This is a genomic window from Pantanalinema sp., from assembly GCA_036704125.1.
In the GTDB taxonomy this organism is placed as follows: domain Bacteria; phylum Cyanobacteriota; class Sericytochromatia; order S15B-MN24; family UBA4093; genus JAGIBK01.
This window is the reverse complement of the sequence record DATNQI010000070.1, coordinates 36,409-55,204: the sequence shown is the minus strand read 5'-3', so window position 1 is coordinate 55,204 and position 18,796 is coordinate 36,409. Positions and strand designations below refer to the sequence as shown.

15 protein-coding genes are annotated in these 18,796 nt (G+C 68.9%); 8 read left to right on the top strand and 7 right to left on the bottom strand.

Annotation, left to right across the window (positions count from 1 at the left end; translation table 11 throughout):
* Positions 1 to 83 precede the first annotated feature (83 nt).
* From V6D00_11600 to V6D00_11590, 3 genes are all read left to right on the top strand, one after another.
* Positions 84 to 1,169, top strand: a complete 1,086-nt coding sequence (locus tag V6D00_11600) for a phospholipase D-like domain-containing protein (GenBank protein HEY9899818.1) — start codon at positions 84 to 86, stop codon at positions 1,167 to 1,169.
* Positions 1,170 to 1,173: 4 nt separating this feature from the next.
* Positions 1,174 to 1,941: a glycerophosphodiester phosphodiesterase family protein gene (locus V6D00_11595; protein ID HEY9899817.1), complete on the top strand. Its 768-nt coding sequence runs from the start codon at positions 1,174 to 1,176 to the stop codon at positions 1,939 to 1,941.
* A 278-nt stretch (positions 1,942 to 2,219) separates the two neighbouring features.
* Positions 2,220 to 2,888, top strand: coding sequence for a carboxypeptidase-like regulatory domain-containing protein (locus tag V6D00_11590; protein HEY9899816.1), 669 nt, complete (start codon positions 2,220 to 2,222; stop codon positions 2,886 to 2,888).
* A 25-nt stretch (positions 2,889 to 2,913) separates the two neighbouring features.
* Here V6D00_11590 and V6D00_11585 read toward each other — a convergent pair whose 3' ends face one another.
* Positions 2,914 to 4,956, bottom strand: coding sequence for a thioredoxin domain-containing protein (locus V6D00_11585; protein ID HEY9899815.1), 2,043 nt, complete (start codon positions 4,954 to 4,956; stop codon positions 2,914 to 2,916).
* A gap of 78 nt (positions 4,957 to 5,034) precedes the next feature.
* Here V6D00_11585 and V6D00_11580 point away from each other — a divergent pair, with 78 nt between their 5' ends.
* The 4 genes from V6D00_11580 to V6D00_11565 all read left to right on the top strand — a co-directional run bounded on the left by V6D00_11580 (position 5,035) and on the right by V6D00_11565 (position 9,284).
* On the top strand, positions 5,035 to 5,667 hold the full coding sequence (locus V6D00_11580) for a histidine phosphatase family protein (protein ID HEY9899814.1): 633 nt from the start codon (positions 5,035 to 5,037) through the stop codon (positions 5,665 to 5,667).
* A 32-nt stretch (positions 5,668 to 5,699) separates the two neighbouring features.
* On the top strand, positions 5,700 to 7,361 hold the full coding sequence (locus V6D00_11575) for a DEAD/DEAH box helicase (GenBank protein ID HEY9899813.1): 1,662 nt from the start codon (positions 5,700 to 5,702) through the stop codon (positions 7,359 to 7,361).
* Positions 7,362 to 7,570: 209 nt separating this feature from the next.
* The gene (locus V6D00_11570; GenBank protein ID HEY9899812.1) at positions 7,571 to 7,843 is read left to right on the top strand and encodes a hypothetical protein; all 273 of its coding nucleotides are present in this window, start codon (positions 7,571 to 7,573) and stop codon (positions 7,841 to 7,843) included.
* Positions 7,844 to 7,883: 40 nt separating this feature from the next.
* Positions 7,884 to 9,284: a DUF3370 domain-containing protein gene (locus V6D00_11565; protein HEY9899811.1), complete on the top strand. Its 1,401-nt coding sequence runs from the start codon at positions 7,884 to 7,886 to the stop codon at positions 9,282 to 9,284.
* A gap of 6 nt (positions 9,285 to 9,290) precedes the next feature.
* Here the strand turns inward: V6D00_11565 and V6D00_11560 are convergent, their stop codons facing one another.
* Both V6D00_11560 and V6D00_11555 read right to left on the bottom strand, forming a co-directional pair.
* Positions 9,291 to 10,538 carry a type II toxin-antitoxin system HipA family toxin gene (locus V6D00_11560; GenBank protein HEY9899810.1) on the bottom strand — a complete coding sequence of 416 codons (1,248 nt, stop codon included), beginning with the start codon at positions 10,536 to 10,538 and terminating at the stop codon, positions 9,291 to 9,293.
* Positions 10,539 to 10,548: 10 nt separating this feature from the next.
* Positions 10,549 to 10,755 (bottom strand): helix-turn-helix transcriptional regulator, encoded by a 207-nt coding sequence (locus tag V6D00_11555; GenBank protein HEY9899809.1) that lies wholly within the window; start codon positions 10,753 to 10,755, stop codon positions 10,549 to 10,551.
* Between the two features lie 238 nt (positions 10,756 to 10,993).
* Here V6D00_11555 and V6D00_11550 point away from each other — a divergent pair, with 238 nt between their 5' ends.
* Positions 10,994 to 11,908 carry a peptidoglycan-binding protein gene (locus V6D00_11550; protein ID HEY9899808.1) on the top strand — a complete coding sequence of 305 codons (915 nt, stop codon included), beginning with the start codon at positions 10,994 to 10,996 and terminating at the stop codon, positions 11,906 to 11,908.
* Here V6D00_11550 and V6D00_11545 read toward each other — a convergent pair whose 3' ends face one another.
* The 4 genes from V6D00_11545 to V6D00_11530 all read right to left on the bottom strand — a co-directional run bounded on the left by V6D00_11545 (position 11,909) and on the right by V6D00_11530 (position 18,671).
* The gene (locus tag V6D00_11545; protein ID HEY9899807.1) at positions 11,909 to 12,712 is read right to left on the bottom strand and encodes a methyltransferase domain-containing protein; all 804 of its coding nucleotides are present in this window, start codon (positions 12,710 to 12,712) and stop codon (positions 11,909 to 11,911) included.
* Between the two features lie 367 nt (positions 12,713 to 13,079).
* Positions 13,080 to 16,175, bottom strand: a complete 3,096-nt coding sequence (locus tag V6D00_11540; protein HEY9899806.1) for an efflux RND transporter permease subunit — start codon at positions 16,173 to 16,175, stop codon at positions 13,080 to 13,082.
* Positions 16,162 to 17,361 (bottom strand): efflux RND transporter periplasmic adaptor subunit, encoded by a 1,200-nt coding sequence (locus tag V6D00_11535; protein HEY9899805.1) that lies wholly within the window; start codon positions 17,359 to 17,361, stop codon positions 16,162 to 16,164. The genes V6D00_11540 and V6D00_11535 overlap by 14 nt, the downstream gene beginning before the upstream one ends.
* 44 nt (positions 17,362 to 17,405) lie before the next feature.
* Positions 17,406 to 18,671, bottom strand: coding sequence for a TolC family protein (locus V6D00_11530; protein ID HEY9899804.1), 1,266 nt, complete (start codon positions 18,669 to 18,671; stop codon positions 17,406 to 17,408).
* Between the last annotated feature and the right edge of the window lie 125 nt (positions 18,672 to 18,796).

The following is an 18,796-nucleotide window of genomic DNA, read 5'->3' as shown; positions in this document are numbered from 1 at the left end:
TCGTTCAACGGGCGATAACCCCAATAGGCATTAACGAACAGTTAAGCCGCGTTGAGATTTCCTTCAAGGGAAAGGACCGCACGATGCACAATCGCCGCCCGCTCAAGCACCTCCTGGTCACCGCCGCCGCCGGCCTCAGCCTGCTGACGGGGTGCGGCGTGCCCATGCTCTCCGCGGGCTCCGTCGATCAGACCAAGCTGACGGCCAAGGCGCACAAGCCCGGCGAGCTGTCCCTGATGGTGATGCCCGAGTCCGGCCACCAGCCCATCCTCGACGCGATCAACGGCGCCAAGAAGTCGATCCTCCTCGAGATGTACCTTTTGACCTACTCGGGCGTGACCAAGGAGATCACCGACGCGCTGATCGCCAAGTCCAAGGCCGGCCTCGACGTGCGGATCATCCTCGAGAACCAGCCCTTCGTGATGCCCGTCATGCCCAAGCCCGGCGAGCTGCCCAAGCCCTCCATCAACGTCAACCGCGCCGCCCTCGAGGTGCTGACCGCGAACGGCGTGCGGGTCAAGCGCTCCAGCCCGCAGTTCGTCTTCACCCACCAGAAGTCCATGATCATCGACGGCAAGGGCGCCTTCATCATGACGATGAACTTCTCGGCCGCCGCCTTCCAGAAGAACCGCGAGTACCTGGTCTTTGACACCTCGCCCTCCGACGTCAAGGAGCTGACCGAGATCTTCGAGGCCGACTGGGACGAGCGCCCCATCGTGCCCAAGGACGAGGACCTGGTCGTCAGCCCGACCAACTCGAAGGAGCGCATCCTCAAGCTGATCGACTCGGCCAAGAAGGACCTCACGGTCCAGGTGGAGTTCATGGACGACGTGGACGTGGTCGCCCACATGGCCGCTCGCAAGAAGGCCGGCGCCAACGTGACCGTCCAGCTCTCCTACCACGCCCCGGAGAAGGACTCGGGCTACGACGGCAACGAGAAGCAGCGCAAGCAGCTCGCGGATGCCGGCATCACCGACGTCAAGTTCATCAAGACGGTCGGCCTGCACGCCAAGCTGGTCATCGCCGACGGCGCCAAGGCCTACATCGGCTCGGAGAACCTGACCACCAACTCGCTGACCAAGAACCGCGAGATGGGCGTCATCATCGACGACAAGGCGATCGTCGCGAGGCTCGCCCAGGTCGCCGCCAAGGACTGGGCCTCCAACTAGGCCCGTGGCGTCCCGCCCGCTCGAGACCCCGCTTTCGCGCCCCCTGGTGATCGGTCACCGGGGGGCGATGGCCTGCGCGCCCGAGAACACGCTCGCGAGCTTCCGCGAGGCCTTCGCCCAGGGGGCGGACGGCGTGGAGTGCGACGTGCACCTGAGCGCCGACGGCCAGGTGGTCGTGATGCACGACTTCACCCTCGAGCGCACCACCAGCGGCCAGGGGCTACTCGCCGATCACCCCTACCACGCGCTGCGCGAGCTGGACGCGGGGGGGTGGTACGAGCCGCGCTTTTCGGGCGAGCCCATCCCCCTGCTCTCGGAGCTCCTGGCGCTGGTGAACGAGGAGGGCGAGCGGCGCGGCGCCCTGCCCGTCGTGGTGATCGAGCTGAAGGCCGGTTCGCGCCGCTATCCCGGCATCGAGGCGGCCGTCGTCGCCGAGGTGCGCAAGGCGGGGCTTTCGCACCGGGCCCTCTTCATCTCCTTCGACCACTTCGCGATTCAGGCGCTCAAGCGTCTTGCGCCGGATTGCTGCGCCGGGGTCCTCTATCACGCCCTGCCCGTCGATCCGGCGGCCATGGCCCGCGCGGCCGGGGCCGATGCCGTCGGGCCGAGCGTGGAGACCGTCGACGCCGATCAGGTCCGGCTCGCGCACGCGGCGGAACTCTCGCTCTTCGCCTGGACGGTGCGGACCCCCGACGAGGCCCGCCGCATGGCGGCCTTGGGGGTGGACGCCTTCGGCGCCAATGCCCCTGGCGAGATGCTGCGCGCCTTCTGATCCTCTGCCGAGATCTTTCGGCCGCTTTGCCCGTGGCCCAAGGGGCGTGGGGTCGCTAGGGTTGGGACGGAACCGTTTCTAGCGATCGAGCCTTGAGGCGTGACGCCTCCTTGGCCGAACAAGCGGAGGTGCCGACCTTGGTGCGCAGGATTCACCTGGTTTGCGGGCTGACGATGGCCGCCATCGGGGCGGGATGCGGGGCGAAGAGCCCCCCTCCCGCTCCTCCCGCCGCCCCTACCTCCCCTCCCGCGGTGGAGTTGCCCCCTCCCCCCGTGCCCGTGACCTCACCGCCGCCGGTCACGGGCCCGACGCCGCCCTACCCCTACGCCACGCCCGCCCCGCCCGAGGTGGGCGCGCGCGAGGTGGCGGGCACCGTCCTGACCCGGGGAGAGCCCGCGAGCGGCATCCCCCTGACCGTGATCAACAACCGCACCGGCCGGACTTATCGGCTCACCACCGACGCCAGCGGGATCTACCGGGTCAAGGACGTGCCCGACGGCCAGTACTACGCCCACTTCTACAACGACAGCGACAACAACCGGGTCGGCTTCTGGCGAACCCGCACCGTCCAGGTCACGGCCTCGCACGGGGGGGTCTTCCCCGCATGGGACGTGTACCTGGTCGGCATGCGCAACTCGCCCGGCCAGGGGCAGTCGGTGAGCTTCCCCTTCACGGCGCGCTTCGAGCCCTATCCGCTCGCGATCACCTACCGCTTCCGCATCCACGACCGCGGCGGCCCGGGAGGGCAGGCGCTGTTCATCTCCGAGCTGATCCCGGCCAAGGGCCTGCGGACCTTCACCTTCGACGGGGCGAGCAACCAGGGTAGCCAGGGCGCCCAGAGCGTGGCCGCCCTGGGCTCGGGTCGCTACCTCTGGGGCTACCAGTGGGACTCGGGGATGGCGGGCGAAGGGGGATGCCTCTTTCAGGACTTCTCGGCCGGCAGGTGAAGGCGCGCGGGCGACGCACCCCTCCTCACGTGCGACGGATCTCCGCGGCGAGCGCTTCGGGGTCGGTGACGGGCAGCCCGCATTTCCGATCCACGCAGACGTAGGCCGTGGGGCGATCGCGCCACACGGGGCGATCGCGCAGAAAGACGATCGGGGTGGCCGTCGCCGCGGGGGCGGCGGCCACGACCTTGTGCGGCACGTAGTCCGCGAAGGCCGCCCGGACCAGGGCGCACGTCGCGTGCTCGCCGAGCGGCCCGATGATGGCGACCTCCTTGGTCGGCGCGAGCGCGAAGTCGAGCGCGCAGAGCAGGCGCCCGAAGCCGTCGGGGTACTTGCCCATCGCGCCGCTCAGGCCTTCAATGGCCTGCATGGCGCAGGCGCGGTAGGCCTCGTCGCCCAGGTAGGCAGAGAGCCTGAGAAGCACGTCGCAGGCCACCGAGTTGCCCGAGGGCGTGGCGTTGTCGTAGACGTCGCGCGGCCGCGCGACCAGCTCCTCGTGGTGCCTGCCGACGTCGTGGAAGCCAGGAAGATCCGGGTCCCAGAACTCGGCGATCATCGCGTCGGCCAGGGCCCTGCCCTCTTCGAGCCAGCGCGGGGCGAAGGTGGCCTCGTGGAGGGCGATCAGGCCGTCGATCAGGTTGGCGTAGTCCTCGAGGTAGGCGTTCAGCTTGGCCTTTCCGTCCCGGTACGAGCGAAGCAGCAGGCCGTCCCGGCGCATTCGCGAGAGCAGGAAGTCGGCGTTGATGACGGCGATCTCGCGGTAGTCCTCGCGCTCGAGGACGCGGGCGGCCTCGGCGAAGGCGCGCAGCATCATGCCGTTCCAGGCGGTCAGGACCTTCTCGTCCCGGGCAGGGGCGACGCGCGCCGAGCGGGCGTCGAACAGCCTCGCCCGGATCAGGGTCAGCTCCTCCTTGAGCATGCCGAGCGAGTATCCCAGCTGCTGGGCGGTGGTCTCGAGCGGCTGGCGCAAGTTCAGGACGCTCTTCCCCTCGAAGTTGCCTTCCGGGGTGACGTCGTAGGCCAGCTCGAAGACGACGGCCGCCGCCCGGCCGACCGCGGCCCTGACGCTTTCGGGAGTCCAGACGTAGAACGCGCCCTCCTCGCCTTCGCTGTCCGCGTCGAGCGTGGAGTAGAAGCCGCCCTCGGGCGATCGCATCTCGCGCGCGACCCAGTCGAGGGTCTCCTCGACGACCTCGCGGTGGACGGGCTGCGCGAAGGCCTGGTAGGCGAGCAGGTACAGCCGGCTCAGGAGGGCGTTGTCGTAGAGCATCTTCTCGAAGTGGGGCACGCGCCACTCGGCGTCGACCGCGTAGCGGTGGAAGCCGCCGCCCAGGTGGTCGTAGAGGCCGCCGCGGTGCATGTGCGCGAGGGTGCGTGCGACCATGTCGCGGTCGTGGGGGTTGCCGGTGCGCACGTCGTCGCGCAGGAGGAACTCGAGGGCCATGCTGGGCGGGAACTTGGGCGCCCCGCCGAAGCCGCCGTTGACGGGGTCGAAGCGGCGGCGCAAGTGCTGGGCGGCGTCGTCCAAGAGGGCGGTCGTCAAGGCGGCGGGCGGCACGGCGGCTTCGAGCCGGCGGTTGAGGTGTTCGCTGATCCGCTCGCCGCTCGCGTCCACCTCGGCGCGCTGCTCGCGGTAGGCGCGCGCGAGCTCGCTCAGGAGGGTGGGGAAGCCGGGGCGGCCGTGGGCATCCGCGGGCGGGAAGTAGGTGCCCCCGTAGAAGGGATGGCCCTCGGGGGTGAGGAAGACGGTCATGGGCCAGCCGCCCTGGCCGGTCATGGCCTGGACCGCGCCCATGTAGAGGCTGTCGAGGTCGGGGCGCTCCTCGCGGTCCACCTTGATGTTGACGAAGTGCGCGTTCATCAGGGCGGCGATCTCGGGGTTCTCGAAGCTCTCGTGGGCCATGACGTGGCACCAGTGGCAGGCCGAGTACCCGATGGAGAGCAGGATGGGCTTGTCCTCGGTCCTGGCCTTCTCGAGGGCCTCGGGCCCCCAGGGGTACCAGTCCACCGGGTTGTCCCGGTGCTGAAGCAGGTACGGGCTGGTCTCGTCTCTCAGGCGGTTCGGCATGGTCGTCCCCTCTCGCCTCTGGATTCTATCACTGCCTGCTTGACGCCGCCGGGCCCGGCGCCGTAGCGTTAGATCACCATGCAGCTCATCCTAATTCGCCACGGCGAATCCGTCGCCAACCAAATGGGAGTCGTCCAGGGCCATTTCGACTCCCCGCTCAACCCGCAGGGGCTCGCCCAGGCCCAGGCTCTCGCCGAGGGGCTTTCCCACGAGCGCTTCGACGCCATCTACGCGAGCGACCTGAAGCGCGCCCACCAGACGGGCCGCGCGTTGGCCGATCGCCTGGGCTTGAGCCTGAGGGTCGATGCGCGCATCCGCGAGATCGACGTGGGGATCTTCTCAGGGCTCAGCTGGGCGAGCATCGCCGAGCGCTACCCCGAGGAGCACCGCCGCTTCGTCGACTCCGGCGACTGGGCCCAGGTGCCCCAAGCCGAGACCGAGGAGGACACCCGCGCGCGCCTCGACTCGTTCATGGGCGAGATCCAGGAGCGGCATCCCGGTGGCCGGGTGGCCGTCGTGGCGCACGGGGCCATCCTGCGCCGGCTGATCCATGTCCTGCTCGCGATCCCCTTCCCGAGCGGGATCTTCTTCGAGCTGCACAACACCTCGACCACCGAGATCCACCTGACGGCCAAGGGCCCCAGCCTCCTCTACCTGAACCGGGTCCCGCAGGTCGCCGTCGCGACCGCCCCGACGCGATCGCTGATTTGACTCCGGAACACTCCCGCCTCCATGTCTCGCTATTGGACGGCGAGCTCGTCCTCGAATTTCCCTTCCAGCCCACCTGGGTGGCCGCGATCAAGCGCATGCGCTTCCGCAGCTTCGATCCCGAGACCAGGCGCTGGCACGTCCCCGCCTGGCTCGCCCCCGACCTCGCCGAGCGCCTGGCGCGAGCGGAAGCCCCCGAGGAGGCCCTCGCCGAGCTTCGCCGGATCTCGGGCGAGGCCCTGGCCGAGACCGCGGCCATGAACGCGAGACTGCTCGAGGCTTACGAGCGCGCCGTTCCCAACCTTTCGAGCCGGTATCCCGGGCTCTTCCCTCACCAGGTCTCGGGGATCGACTTCCTCATGCGCCCGCGCGAGGTGAGAGGGGCCCTCCTGGCCGACGACATGGGCCTCGGCAAGACGCGCCAGGCCATCATCGCGGCCCACGAGGCCCATCCGACCGGCGAGATCCTGGTGGTCTGCCCGGCGGGCCTCAAGCTGAACTGGGAGCGCGAGATCCGCCTGGCCCTGGGCCACGAGGCTGAGGTGAGCGTGGTGGGGCGCGCCTTTGCCCGCGCGCGCTGGACCATCGTCAACTACGACGTCCTGCGCAAGCACCGCTCGGCCCTGCTCGCCAAGGAGTGGGCCTGCCTCATTCTCGACGAGGCGCACTACATCAAGAACCTGCGCTCGCAGCGATCGCTCCTGGTGCTCGGCGGCGATCGCAAGGCCCGGCGCAAGACGGCGCGATCGCTGCCGAACGGCCGCATCCGGGGCATCGCGGATCGCGCCGAGCGGGTCTACCTGCTGACGGGCACCCCCATCACCAACCGACCGCTCGACCTCTTTGCTCTCTTGCGGGCCATCCGCCACCCCCTGGGCGACGATCAGCTCGCCTTCGCCCTGCGCTACTGCGCCGCCTTCCAGGGGGCCTTCGGCTGGGACATGAACGGGGCCTCCAACCTCGACGAGCTGCACGAGAAGCTCGAAGGCGTGCTGCTGCGCCGCAAGAAGGCCGCCGTGCTCGATCTCCCCCCCAAGCTGCGGACCTACATGCCGGTCGAGGTGGACCTCGCGGCCTACCGCAAGGTCTGGCTCGACTACGTCGCGCGGCTCGCCAAGCGCAAGCGCGTGCCCCGCAAGACCCTGCTCGCCGAGGTGGCCAAGCTGCGCCATGCGGCGGCGATCGCCAAGATCCCCGCGGCGATCGCGCTGGCCGAATCGATCCTGGAGGCGGGGGAGAAGGTCATCATCTTTGCATGTCATCAGGTGGTGATCGATGCCGTCGTGTCGCATTTCGCGGCGTCCTGCGTGAGAGTGACGGGTGCCGAGTCAGCAAGTCAACGACAGCAAGCCGTTGATGATTTCCAGAATGACCCGGGGATCCGGGTCTTCGCGGGAAACCTCCAGGCGGCGGGCATCGGCCTCTCGCTGACGGCGGCGACCCAGGTCGTGTTCGTGGACTACTCGTTCGTCCCGGCCGAGCACCTGCAAGCCGAGGATCGCCCCTACCGGATCGGCCAGCGCAACGCGGTCACCGTCACCTACCTCTCGGCGGTGGGGACCCTCGACGAGGAGATCGAGCGCCTCCTGGCCCAGAAGCTCGGGGTGGTCGCCCAGGCCATCGACGGCGAGGCGCCCTCGCTCGGCGAGAGCTTCCTCGACGACCTTCTCGCCGTGATGCGCCGCAACCTGGCCTGAGCCGAAGTCCCTCGATCGGCTGTCACCCGCTGGTGACGCGGGCCAAGGAACCATGCGATCGCTAGGATCGTCTACTTGGCGGGTATAAGGAGGGCGACATAACGCCGAGGCGCGTCGGCGACCTCTCCGGGGGAAAACCCCGTCAAGATAAAGGCTCCGTGGAACCGCAAATCGGGCGACGATGCCCGAGCACGAGGGGGTTGTAGGCCATGGATTACAAGCGCATCCAAGCCGCGCGTCACGCCGAGCTCGACGAAGCCCTGCTTCGCACCGTCCACGCCGAGCAGAGCCGCCTGCACAACAAGTTGCAGCTGCTGCTCGCCGAGATCGAGGGCGCCCACAAGATCATCGCCCAGTACCAGAAGGACATCCTGGAGCTGCAGCCCCAGGTTGCCGAGCTGCGCCAAGCGCTCGAGATGCTCGACGGCCACGCCCGCGACATCGAAAGCGACCAGGATCGCTGGCACCGCCTGCTCGCATAGGCCCCTATCCGCCTGCTATCCTGAAGCAGGAGGACAGGACATGGCCCGCACCACGCATCGCATCCTTTCGCCGCTCGCGGCCTCGCTGCTGCTTTCGGCATGCGCCGCCCAGCAGCAGGCGCAGCCGGCACCCGGAGCAAGCCCGCCTTCTCAGGTCGAGGTCAAGGTTCCGGGCGCGATCCGGGCCTTGCCGGGCGGCCTGGACGCTGGGCTCGTGTTCAACAGCAACAGCCCCGAGGTGGTGCAGAGCGAGGGGATCTTGCTCTCGACCCTGCCGGCGGCGAGCGCAGCCACCCCCTCCGCGCATCTGGACCTTCCGTTCTCCGGGGCCTTCTCGGTCTTCTCGCACCATATCGCCAAGGACGAGGCCCCGGGGGCGCGGCAGCTGTACGTGGGCCTGCTCGCGACCAACCTCGGCGATCGCCCCGTCAACCTGGACCTGGTCGGCGGCGCCAGCTACCTGAGCCAGCCGGACGCCGTCTTCAAGCCGCTGGACCCCCTCGTCTTTGACCCGCAGGGCGTGGTGTACGCGGGGCCCGGGGATCGGGTCGCCACCGACCTCTTGCACGGTCGGTCATCGGTCCCGAGCATCGCCCAGACCCTCTTGCCCGGCGCGACCAAGCTCGTGCGCAGCTGGAGCATTCCGACCAGCGTGCCGATCCCGCCCGCGGTCAACGGCCGCACCACCGTCCTTCGCCTGAAGAGCGATGGCATGGTTTACCTCTCGCAGGTGGCGCGCTTCGCCGTCAAGGCCCCGGACGGCAGCTGGATCGCCCCTTCCGAGGGCGACTACGCCCTCCTGCTTGGGACCCCGCTCATGGCGGGGCCGCGCGAGGCGGCGCCGACCCCCTTCGATCCCGCCCTGCCGCCTCCCAAGGGGGCGTTTCGCTTCGGGCGCGTGGCGGGGGTGAGCCAGGGCGATCGCTGGGACGGCACGCTGCTCGAGGAGCGGGCCTCGCTGGGCGTGGGCGAGCAGGTCTCCTTCCCCATCGCCACCACCTACCTCAACCGCCTCGGCACCGGCCAGAACCAGAGCGCGCCGCTGGTGCGGCGCTACCCGGACACCGCCTACCAGGCGCACGGCAACTACGGTGTGACCTACGCGCTGAGGGTGCCCCTGGACAACCCCGATCCCACCCCGCGGGCCTACACCTTCGCCCTGACTCACCCGGTGAGGGCCGAGGGCGATCGCACGGCCGTCTACCTGGATCCGCCCAACCGGCCGGTGACCTTCCGGGGGCCCGTGAAGCTGGAGTGGCAAGACGCCAGGGGCTTCCCCGAGGTCCGCTACACCCACCTGGTGCTGCGGCACGGCCAGCTGCTGCCGCCCTTCGAGACGGTCGAGGTCCCGCCCCGCACGCACTACGAGGTGAAGGTGACGCTCAGCTACCCGGCCGACGCCACGCCGCCGCAGCTGCTGACGATCGCTCGGAGGCAGTAGCGAGGATCAGGCGGCGGGGGGGTGAAACCGCCTCAAGACGTCCGTGGCATGCCGGCCGATGAAAGCGAGAATCTGGCGCGAGCGCGGATCGTCGAGGTCGGGAAAGCCATGCTGGATCGCTTGTTGAAGCGCGGCGTGGGTGTCCATCAGGGTCTTGCTCAGCAGGTTGAACCCGATTCCCACTTCGTCGCAGAAGGACCGCCAACGGCGCTCGATCAGTTGATCGACCTCGTAGTAGCCGCCGATCTTCATGGCCATGCGATCGATGAAGTCGGGATAAATCCGCGTACAAAGCACGTCATAAACCGGGGCCAGCGCGATGCGTCCATTGGGTTGGTGAAGCAAGGAGTAGTTCTTCGCGTGGGCATCCCAGTTTCCGATGAGCACGTTGAAGATGAGGTGGCGAAGCAAGCGCGTGATCGACAACGCGGGCTGGCTGGTGCGCTGCATCAAGGCGAAGCAGTCCTTCAACCCAGGGCCACCTTCTGCCTGGTACTTGCGCAGGGAGGACCTCCCCAGTGCCTGGCAGAAGTCTTCCTGGTGAATGCGGGCGATGTGGCCGTTCGGCAGGAAAGTTCGATCGTAACGCGCGATGAGCAGGTAGGGGATTTCCTCGGCGCTGCGGATCTCGACCGACGGGGCTTCGAGGCCGATCAGCGCGGCGAGCTTCATGCAGATGAATTCGTTGCGCACCGAGTCCACGCTCGCGGAGACCGCGGGCTTCAGGATGTGGGTGGTGGGCGTGCCGTGATGGGGCAGGGCCACTTCCCCGTCGATGATGCACACCGCCGCCTTGTCCTGGGTGCCCGCCAGCGAGAGTCTCAGACCATCGATCCCGGTGAACAGCGGTTTTTCGGGTAATTCCCGAATATGCCGAGCCAGCTCCGCCTGCGAGAGCACCCGGCCGTCCAGCAGGAAGCTCTCTGCCGAGCGAATCGGCTCATCTGGGGCGTGCAAGGACACGGCGCCCGCGCAGTCGTAGCCGATGGCGCGCAGGAGACTGAAGCTGTTGTTGGCATTGATGCCGTAGCGTCTGGCGATGGCCTTTCGAGCTTGCTCGCTTTCGGGCAAGAGGCCGCCGAAGAAGGCCTCGCAGGCGTCGGATTCGTAGGGGGCTTCGCGAAGGGGCAGGTTGAGCGAGAGCGCCCTCGTGGCCTCCGGCAGGTAAGTCAGGCGCAGCTTGCCGTGCTCATCCTGTTCCAGGATGGCTTGGGGAATGCCGTTTAGCCGAACGGATAGGCATCGAGAAAGCATGAGCGCGTCCTCAGTGTTCTGCTGCCAGGCGAATTCCCAGCAGTCGCGCGACTTTGAGCGCCTTGTCGAGCTCGCAGGTGGGCTTGCCGTTTTCCAGGTCGACGATGAAGCGTACGCCAACCCCGCAGGCGCCCGCAAGCTCGGCCTGGGTGAGGCCCTGCGCCTTGCGGGTCCGTCGAATGAGGCTTCCTAGTTCCTGAGCGGTCGTGATTTGCATGTTTTTTTCCTGTACGGGAATTCTAGCGCGATCTCGACGTCCCTTCAAGTAAAAATTCCCGCTCGGGAATTAGAGATCGAATCCGGGCGGCGTGTGACGCCATGTTCCCGAGCGGGAAAACTCGGCTGGGTGTTAGCCGCGCCGGGCTTAATGCAGGTTTAGGAAAAGTTTTACTCAGTTACCAGGGAATGGGGCGATAGGATTCAAGGGGGTCCCCCGGATCGTCGAGGAGTCCGAGATGAGCATGCCAATTTCCGGGCGTTTCGCCCCGGCCGTCACACCGCGCTTCGAGCGCGATCCGGTGATCGCGCCGCAGCCCAAGGCCAGCGCGATCGCCCAGGATACGCTCGCCCTCTCGACCCCGGCCGCCTCGCCCGCCGAGCCTACGGTTGCTGCTGGCGGCGGCGTGCCGATCCAGGGCCTCTTCGATCAGCTTCATGGTCTCGTGCAGCAACTCACCGATCCCGCAGCGGAACCCGCCCCGGCCGTCTCGAGCGGGGGCGGCAGCGGGCCGGTGCTCGGCGTCGGGCACTCGGGACCGGCGGTCGCGGCCATGCAGCAGCGCCTCAAGGAAATGGGCATCGATCCGGGCTCCGTCGACGGAGTCTTCGGGCCCATGACGCAGGTGGCGGTGAAGGCCTTCCAGCAGCAGCAGGGGATCACGGTCGACGGGGTGGTCGGGCCCGAGACCTGGGGCAAGCTCGGCATCCACGTGGCGGCCCCGGAACCGGTGGCCGACAGCAAGCCTTCCGCGGGCACCTTCAAGGAGGCCGCGAACCCGGCGGATCTCGTCAGCCTTCAGGGCTTCCAGATGCTGAAGGGAACTGCCGAGGCCTTCGACGCCATGCAGGCGGCCGCCCGGGCCGACGGGGTCGATCTCGGGATCACCTCGGCCTACCGCAGCGACGCTTACCAGGCGGGCCTCTTCAAGGATGCCGTGGCCAAGTACGGCTCGGAAGCGGCCGCCCGCAAGTGGGTGGCGCCGCCCGGCAACAGCCAGCACCGCAGCGGCCGCGCCCTCGACCTCGAGCTCTCGGGCGGGGTCCACGACTGGCTCAGCCGGAACGCCGCCAGGTTCGGCTTCTACCAGCCCATGTCTTGGGAGGACTGGCACTGGACCTACACGGGCAAGGCCCGGGGGAGCCAGGGCTAATCAGGGCTTCCTGGCGACGAGGGCCATCGCGCCGAGCTGCGCCTCGTACTTGAGGAACACCTTGCGCATGTCGAGGACCCGCTTGAGGGCCACGGGATCCTTGAGCGTGTTCCAGGCGATCCGCAGGGCCCCCCCGAGCCCCTCGTCCTGAATGAGCCGAACGGTCTTGAGCAGGTGCATGGGGGCCGTGGCGCACCGCTCGATGATGAAACCCTCGGATTCGAGAAGCTCGCGCCACTCCTGCTGGGTCAGGGGGCGCGCCCCCACGCGGATGACCGCGGAAAGCTCTCGCTGGATCTCGTCCTTCTGCTCGTCGCTCAGGTCGTCGGGCACGAGGGTCATCTCGTGAAGGCCGTAGCGCCCACCGGAACTCAAGCAGCGGAACGCCTCACGCACCGTCTGGCGCTTCATCTGCGGCGTCAGCATCGTGAGCATCGCCTCGCCGTACACGACCGTGGCCGACGAAGAGGGAAGGCCGGTCTCATGGGCCAGTCCGATCCGGCAGCGCTGCAGGGGCCCCTTCAGGATTGATTGCACCTGGGCGACGGCCCCCTCGTCCCGGTCGATCGCCGTGTAGCTGCGCGGGGAGAGCTGCAGCGTCAGCCGGGCGGTCGTGCCCAGGCCGGGGGCGAACTCGACCACGTCGTCGTCGGTATAGATCGCAAGCCCCCTCAGCATCTCCCGGGTCAGCTCGATGCCGCCGGGGCGAAGCACGCGCTTGCCGAGGCGGGCCAGGAGCCAGTGCCCGGGCATCTTGGCGGGGTCGAGCCCCTCGGCGGGAAACGGCAAGTCGAACGTGGACATGGGGCAAGCCTCCTCACTGGAAGTGTCTGCAAATGAGAATCATTCTCATGATGATGCAATCCTAAGGGGAGGCCTTACGCTTGTCAAGCGGTGCGGGCGAGTCTGAAGTTGAAAAGTTGAAATGTTGAGAGCACCGAGCAAAGGCCGAAATGGGGGGTGACTCTCACCCATGTCCGGGAACGCTACACCTACCTGTTGCCAGCCCGATGAAACAAAACTCGTTTCATCTGTTTCATTGGTTTCACGTTTTGAAGCGTGTAGTGGCGTATGGCAAAAGCCCTCGGCCACCAGGCCGAGGGCTTTGTGATGGAGCGGGCGACGCGACTCGAACGCGCAACAGCTTGCTTGGAAGGCAAGTTTGCTTCCATTACGCGAGCACGGACAGCTCCTCTTGACGGACGACCTGCGCCTTGCGGTTGATCCAGCCGTAGACGATGGGCACCAGGTACAGGGTGATGAGCGTCGAGGTGAGCAGGCCGCCAATGACCACGCGGGCCATGGGGGACTGCAACTCGCCGCCCTCCCCGAGGCCGAGCGCCATCGGGAGCATGGCGAGCACCGTGACGACGCTGGTCATCAGGACCGGGCGCAGGCGCACCCGCGCCCCCCGGCGCACCGCCTCGGCCAGCGGCACCCCCTCGCGGCGGAGCTGGTCGATGAAGTCGACCATGACGATGCCGTTGCTCACGGCGATGCCGACCAGCACGATCACCCCGATGTAGGACTGCACGTTGAGGGTGGTGTGGGTCACGAGCAGGGCCAGCACCACCCCCACCACGCACGCCGGCACCGAGAAGAAGATGATGAACGGCGATCGCAGCGACTCGAACTGCGCGACCATCACCAGGAACACCAGCAACAGCGCCAGCGCGAGCGCCGTCGCGAGCTCGTTGAAGGACTTCTGCTGCTGCTCGAAGTCGCCCGTCACCAGGAGGGCGAAGCCGCTGGGCAGCGAGATCCCGGCGAGCCGCTCGCGCAGGGCCGCAACGGTGCCGCCCAGGTCCTTGCTCTCGATCTCGCCCGAGACGTTGTAGACCCGCTCCTTGTTCTCGCGCTTGATCTGGGTGGGGCCGGTGCCGGAGAGCACCTTGACCGCGTCGCGCAGCGCCACCGGCGCACCCGAGGAGCTGGTGAGCCTGAGGTCCAGGGCGTCGTCGATCGACTTGCGCTGCTCGGGTGCGAGGCGCACCAAGACGGCGTACTCGTCGCCGCCCTCGCGGAGCATGGTGGCGCTGGTGCCGAGCATGGCCGACTCCAGGGCGCGGGCGACCTGGGTGGTGGTCACCCCGAGGCTCGAAGCCTTCTGGCGGTCCACGGCGAACACCGTCTCGGGACGGCCCCCCTGGCGCTCGGCCTGCACGTCGGCGATGCCGGGGGTGGCGGCCATGGCGGCCTCGACTTCCTTGGACAGGCGCTGGGCCGTCTGGAGGTCGTAGCCGCGGATCTGGACGCCCAGCTTGCTGGCGTCGGTCTGTCCCATCTGCATCATGCGGTTGCCGCCCGAGGCGCTCGCGCGGGCCGTCACGCCGGGGATGCCCGAGAGCTTGGGCCTCAGCGCCGTCGCGATCTCCTCGTTGGAGCGCTTGCGATCGGCGCGGTCCGCGAGCCTGACCTGCAGGGTGCCGGTGTTGGAGGCGCTCAGGCCGAAGCCGCCGCCGCCGAGCTCGGATTGCAGGGTGAGGGCCTCGGGTACCTCGCGCCGCACGATGGCCTCGATCTTCGAAAAGGCGGCCTCGAGGCCCTCGAGGGGAGTGCCTTCCGCCATCTCGACCCTGACGCGCACCTCGCCCTCGTCGGAGCTCGGCATGTACTCGGATCCGATCAGGGGGAAGAGCAGGAGGCTCAGGGTGCTGACGAGGGCGATCCCTGCCGCGACGCGCTTGCCGCGCGAAAGGGCCCACTCGAGGCTCTTCGCGTAGCCGCGCTCCAGGCCTTCCAGGAAGCCGCCGATGCCGTCGTACACCTTGCGAACCGCGGGTTGCCTGGGGGCCTCCTCGTCCTTGAGGAAGCGGGAGCTGAGCATGGGGATGAGGCCCTGGGCCACGATCAAGGAGCAGGTCAGCGCGAAGACGACGACCAGCGAGAGCTGCTTGAACATGACCCCGGTCATTCCCGTCAGGAAGATGAGCGGCACGAAGACCGCGAGGGTGGTCGCCGTCGAGGCGAGCACCGCCAAGGATACCTGCTTGGTGCCGTCGAGGGCGGCCTGGAGCGGGTTCTTTCCCATCTCCCGGTGCCGGAAGATGTTCTCGATGACCACGATCGAGTCGTCCAGCAGGCGCCCGATGCCGAGCGCCAGGCCGCCGAGCGACATGGTGTTGAGGGTGAAGTTCTGGAAGTACAAAAGGGCGAAGGTCGCGATGACCGAGACCGGGATGGCGGTCGCGACGATGAGGGTGCTGCGCAGGTCGCGCAGGAAGAACAGGAGCACCAGGACGGCCAGCGCCGAGCCGATCACCAGGTCGTTGGCGATGTGGTGGATGGCGCGCGAGATGAAGCGCGAGGAGTCGTTGGTGACGTAGAGGCTCGCGCCGCGCAGGTCGCGGTTGATGGCCTCGATCTCGCGCTTGACGCTTTCGGCCACCTGGACGGTGTTGGATCCCGACTGCTTGCTGATGGCGATGTTGAGGCTCGGCACGCCGTCGATGTACACCGCGCGCTTCACGTCCTGGTAGGCGTCCTTGACCACGGCCACGTCGCGCACCCGCACCGGGGTGGCGCCGCGGTTGACGATGGGGGTGTCGGCGATGTCCTGGACGTTGGTGAACTCGCCCCTGACGCGCAGGCCGGTCTCGCGCGCCCCCTGGCGGTAATCGCCCGCCGGCGCGTTGAGGTTCTCGCGGCCCAGGGCCGCGCTCACCTGGTCGATGGTCAGGTTGTAGGAGGCGAGCTTGTGCCGGTCGATCTCGACGTGGATCTGCCGGTCGAGGCCGCCGCGCACGTCCACCGCCGCCACCCCGGGCAGGCGCTCGAGCCGGAACTTGACCTGGTCGTCGGCGAGCTTCTTGAGCGAGGCCGCCGGCATGTCGCCCGCCATCCCGATGAAGAAGACCGGCATGGCGGCCATGTCGAACTTGCGGATGTTGGGGGCGGTGGCGTCGTCGGGCAGCCGGTTGCGGATGCGGTCCAGGCGGGCGCGCACGTCGTCGATGGCTTCCTGGAGGTTCGTGCCCCAGCGGAAGCTCAGGCGCACCTGGCTCTGGCCCTCGGCCGAGGTCGAGGTGACCTCCTCGAGGCCCTGGACGCCCGAGACGGCCTCCTCGATGGGCCGGGTGATCAGGGTCTCGATCTCCTCGGGGCCCACCCCGGAATAGGTGCTCGAGACCGAGACGGTGGGGTAGCTGATGTCCGGCATCAGGTCCACCGGCAGCCGCATGAGGGAGAAGAGGCCGATCAGGATCGCGACCAGGAAGCCGACCGCGACCGTGAAGGGCCGCGTGATGGCGAGCTTAGTGAGATTCATTCGGCTTTCCCTTCCCCTGGCCGCGGCCCTTGCCCCCGCCGCGGCGCTCGCCCTCGAGGCGGATCGAGGCGCCGTCGCGCAGCAGGTGGTTGCCCATGGTGACGACCGAGGCGCCCAGGGCCGGGCCCTCGACGACCTCGGCCCGGGTCTCGGTCACGATCCCGGTGCGCACCGGCACGAAGCGAGCCTTGCCCTCTTCGGCGACGAATACCCCGTCCCGGTCCTGGAGCTTGATCAGCGCCTGGATGGGCACGGTGGGGGCCCCCTTGCGCTCCTGGAGGGTCAAGGAGATGCGGGTGAACATCCCGGGCCGCAGGGCGCCGGTCGGGTCGGCGAGCGAGAGCTCCACCTGGGCGGTGTGGGTGTCGGTCGCAACGATCGGCGCGACGCGCGCGACCCTGGCCGCGAAGGTGCGGTCCGGCCAGGCGTCCACCTGGGCGGTGGCCGGCGAACCGACCTTGAGGCGCGTCAGCGCCGCCTCGGACACCTGGACGACCGTCTTGAGCCGGCTCGCGTCGACCAGGGTCAGCACGGTCTGGCCGGGGCCCGCGATGGCGCCCGGCTCGAGCAGCCGCGCTCCGACCACCCCGCTCATGGGGGCGACGACGACGGCCTGGGAGAGGGCCTCGCGCTTCTCGCGCAGGGCGGCTTCCTGCCGGGTCACCTCGGAGGCGGCGAGGGCCACCGTGGCCTGGGAGCCGTCGGCCTTGGCCTGGGCGTCCTCGTACTCCTGGCGGGAGATGAAGTCCTTGGCGAGCAGCTCGCGGTTGCGCGTGGCCGCTCGCGCGAGGTTGGCGTGGTCGATCTCGCGCTGGCGCTTGGTGGCGCGGGCGCTCTCGACCGCGGCCTGGGCCTGCTGGAGTGCCGCTTGCAGCTCGGCGTCGTCGAGCCGGGCGAGGGGCTGGCCCTTCTTTACGGGGTCCCCCATCGCGACGAGCACCTCGGTGAGGCGGCCCGAGACGCGCGGGGCGATCGCCACCTGGCGGTCGGCGGCGAGGGTGCCGGTCAGCGAGAGGGTCTCCTTGAGGTCGTTCGGTCCCACCTTCTCGAGCGAGACGGTGACCGCGCCGCCGGGTCCCTTCTTGCCGCCCATTCCGCCCTGCTTGGCAGGGGCCTTCTCGCCCGAGCAGCCGGCGATGAGGAAGAGGGTGCAGGCGATTGTCACCAGCGTGCGTCGCAGCCTCACCGACCGGTTGCAGTCATGGGTCACAAGCAGCGTGCGGTGTTGGCTCATTTCGAAATCCCCGTGAGGCCGGCGGCGCGCAGGAGGTCTGCGGCGGCCAGGTGGTAGTCGGTCTGGGCGCGGACGAGCTCGCTTTCGGCGCTCGCCAGGAGGGCCTGGGCGTCGCTCACCTCGATGATCGAGCCGACGCCCGCCTGGTAGCGGCCCTCGGCAAGGGCAAGGTTCTCCCTGGCGCTTCGGAGCGACGCCTCGGAGGCGGGCAGGCGATCGCGCGTGCCGGAAAGGGCGAGGTAGGCCCGCTGAAGGGCCGCGCGGACCTGGAGGGCCTGGTCGCGGCCGGCGGCCTCGGCCCCGGCGAGCTCGGAGCCCGCCGCCGCGCGCTGGCGATCGCTCGAGAAGCCGTTGAAGAGGGGCATGGTGAAGCCGACCCCCGCCGTCCAGTTCTGGCCCGGCGTCAGGTCGCGGGCGCGCACGCCGTAGTTGACGTCGAGGTTGACGTCGGGCAGGTTGGCCTTCTCGGCCGAGCGCAGGGTGGCGTCCGCGCGCAGCCGGCGCACGGCGCTCGACTGGAGGGCGGGGTGCCGGTCGAGGGCCGCCTGCTCGAGGGCCGAAAGGGGCTGCGTCGCCTCGGCGGGAAGGGGCGGGAAGGCGCTCGCCACCGAGACGGGGGCATCCTGCCCGACCGCGGCGCTCAGGGCGCGCTGGGCCTGCTCGGTGCCGGTGTGGGCCGCGATCAGCTCGGCGCGGGCCTGGGCGAGGCTCGCCGCGGCGCGGGTCGCGTCGATCCTGGATCGCTTGCCCGCCTTCCAGAAGGCCTCGGCCTGGGCTTGCAGCCGCGAGGCGGAGTCGAGGCGGGTGCGGGCCTGAAGCTCGATCTTCGAGGCGCGCACCCACTGGAGGTAGGCCTGCCGGACGCCGTAGGCGATGTCGACGGCCTGGCTCTCGGCCGAGAGCGCGCCGATGTCGGCGTTGGCGCGGGCGATCGCGACCTCGGCGTCGGTCTTGCCGAAGTCGAAGAGCTGCTGCCTGAGCGAGAGCCCCGCCGTGGAGAGGGCGAAGGGCTGGGCGCTCGTCTGGGCGTTGGAGAGGTTGGTGCTGTACTGCAGGCTGGAGTTGAGGTTGACCTGGGGCAGGTTGGGGGCCTGGGCGATTCCCACCCGCTCGGCCTGGGCGGCGGCGCTCTGGCGGGCCGACTGCAGGCCGGGGTGCTGATCGAGCGCCTGCCGGACGAGGGCGTCGAGCGAGACGGGCGCGGCGCTCGCGCCCCAGGCGAGGGCGGACCAGAGGAGGGTCGCTTTCAAGAGTTGCTTCATGGCGCTTTCTGCTGAAGGGGGACCAAGAGGAACGGCTCACCTCTACTACGCTCGCGGAGCGAGAAAAGTTTCAGCTCCGTAGCAGCGTACCAGTCGCGCGAAGGACGTGCTACTTTCCAAGAAGG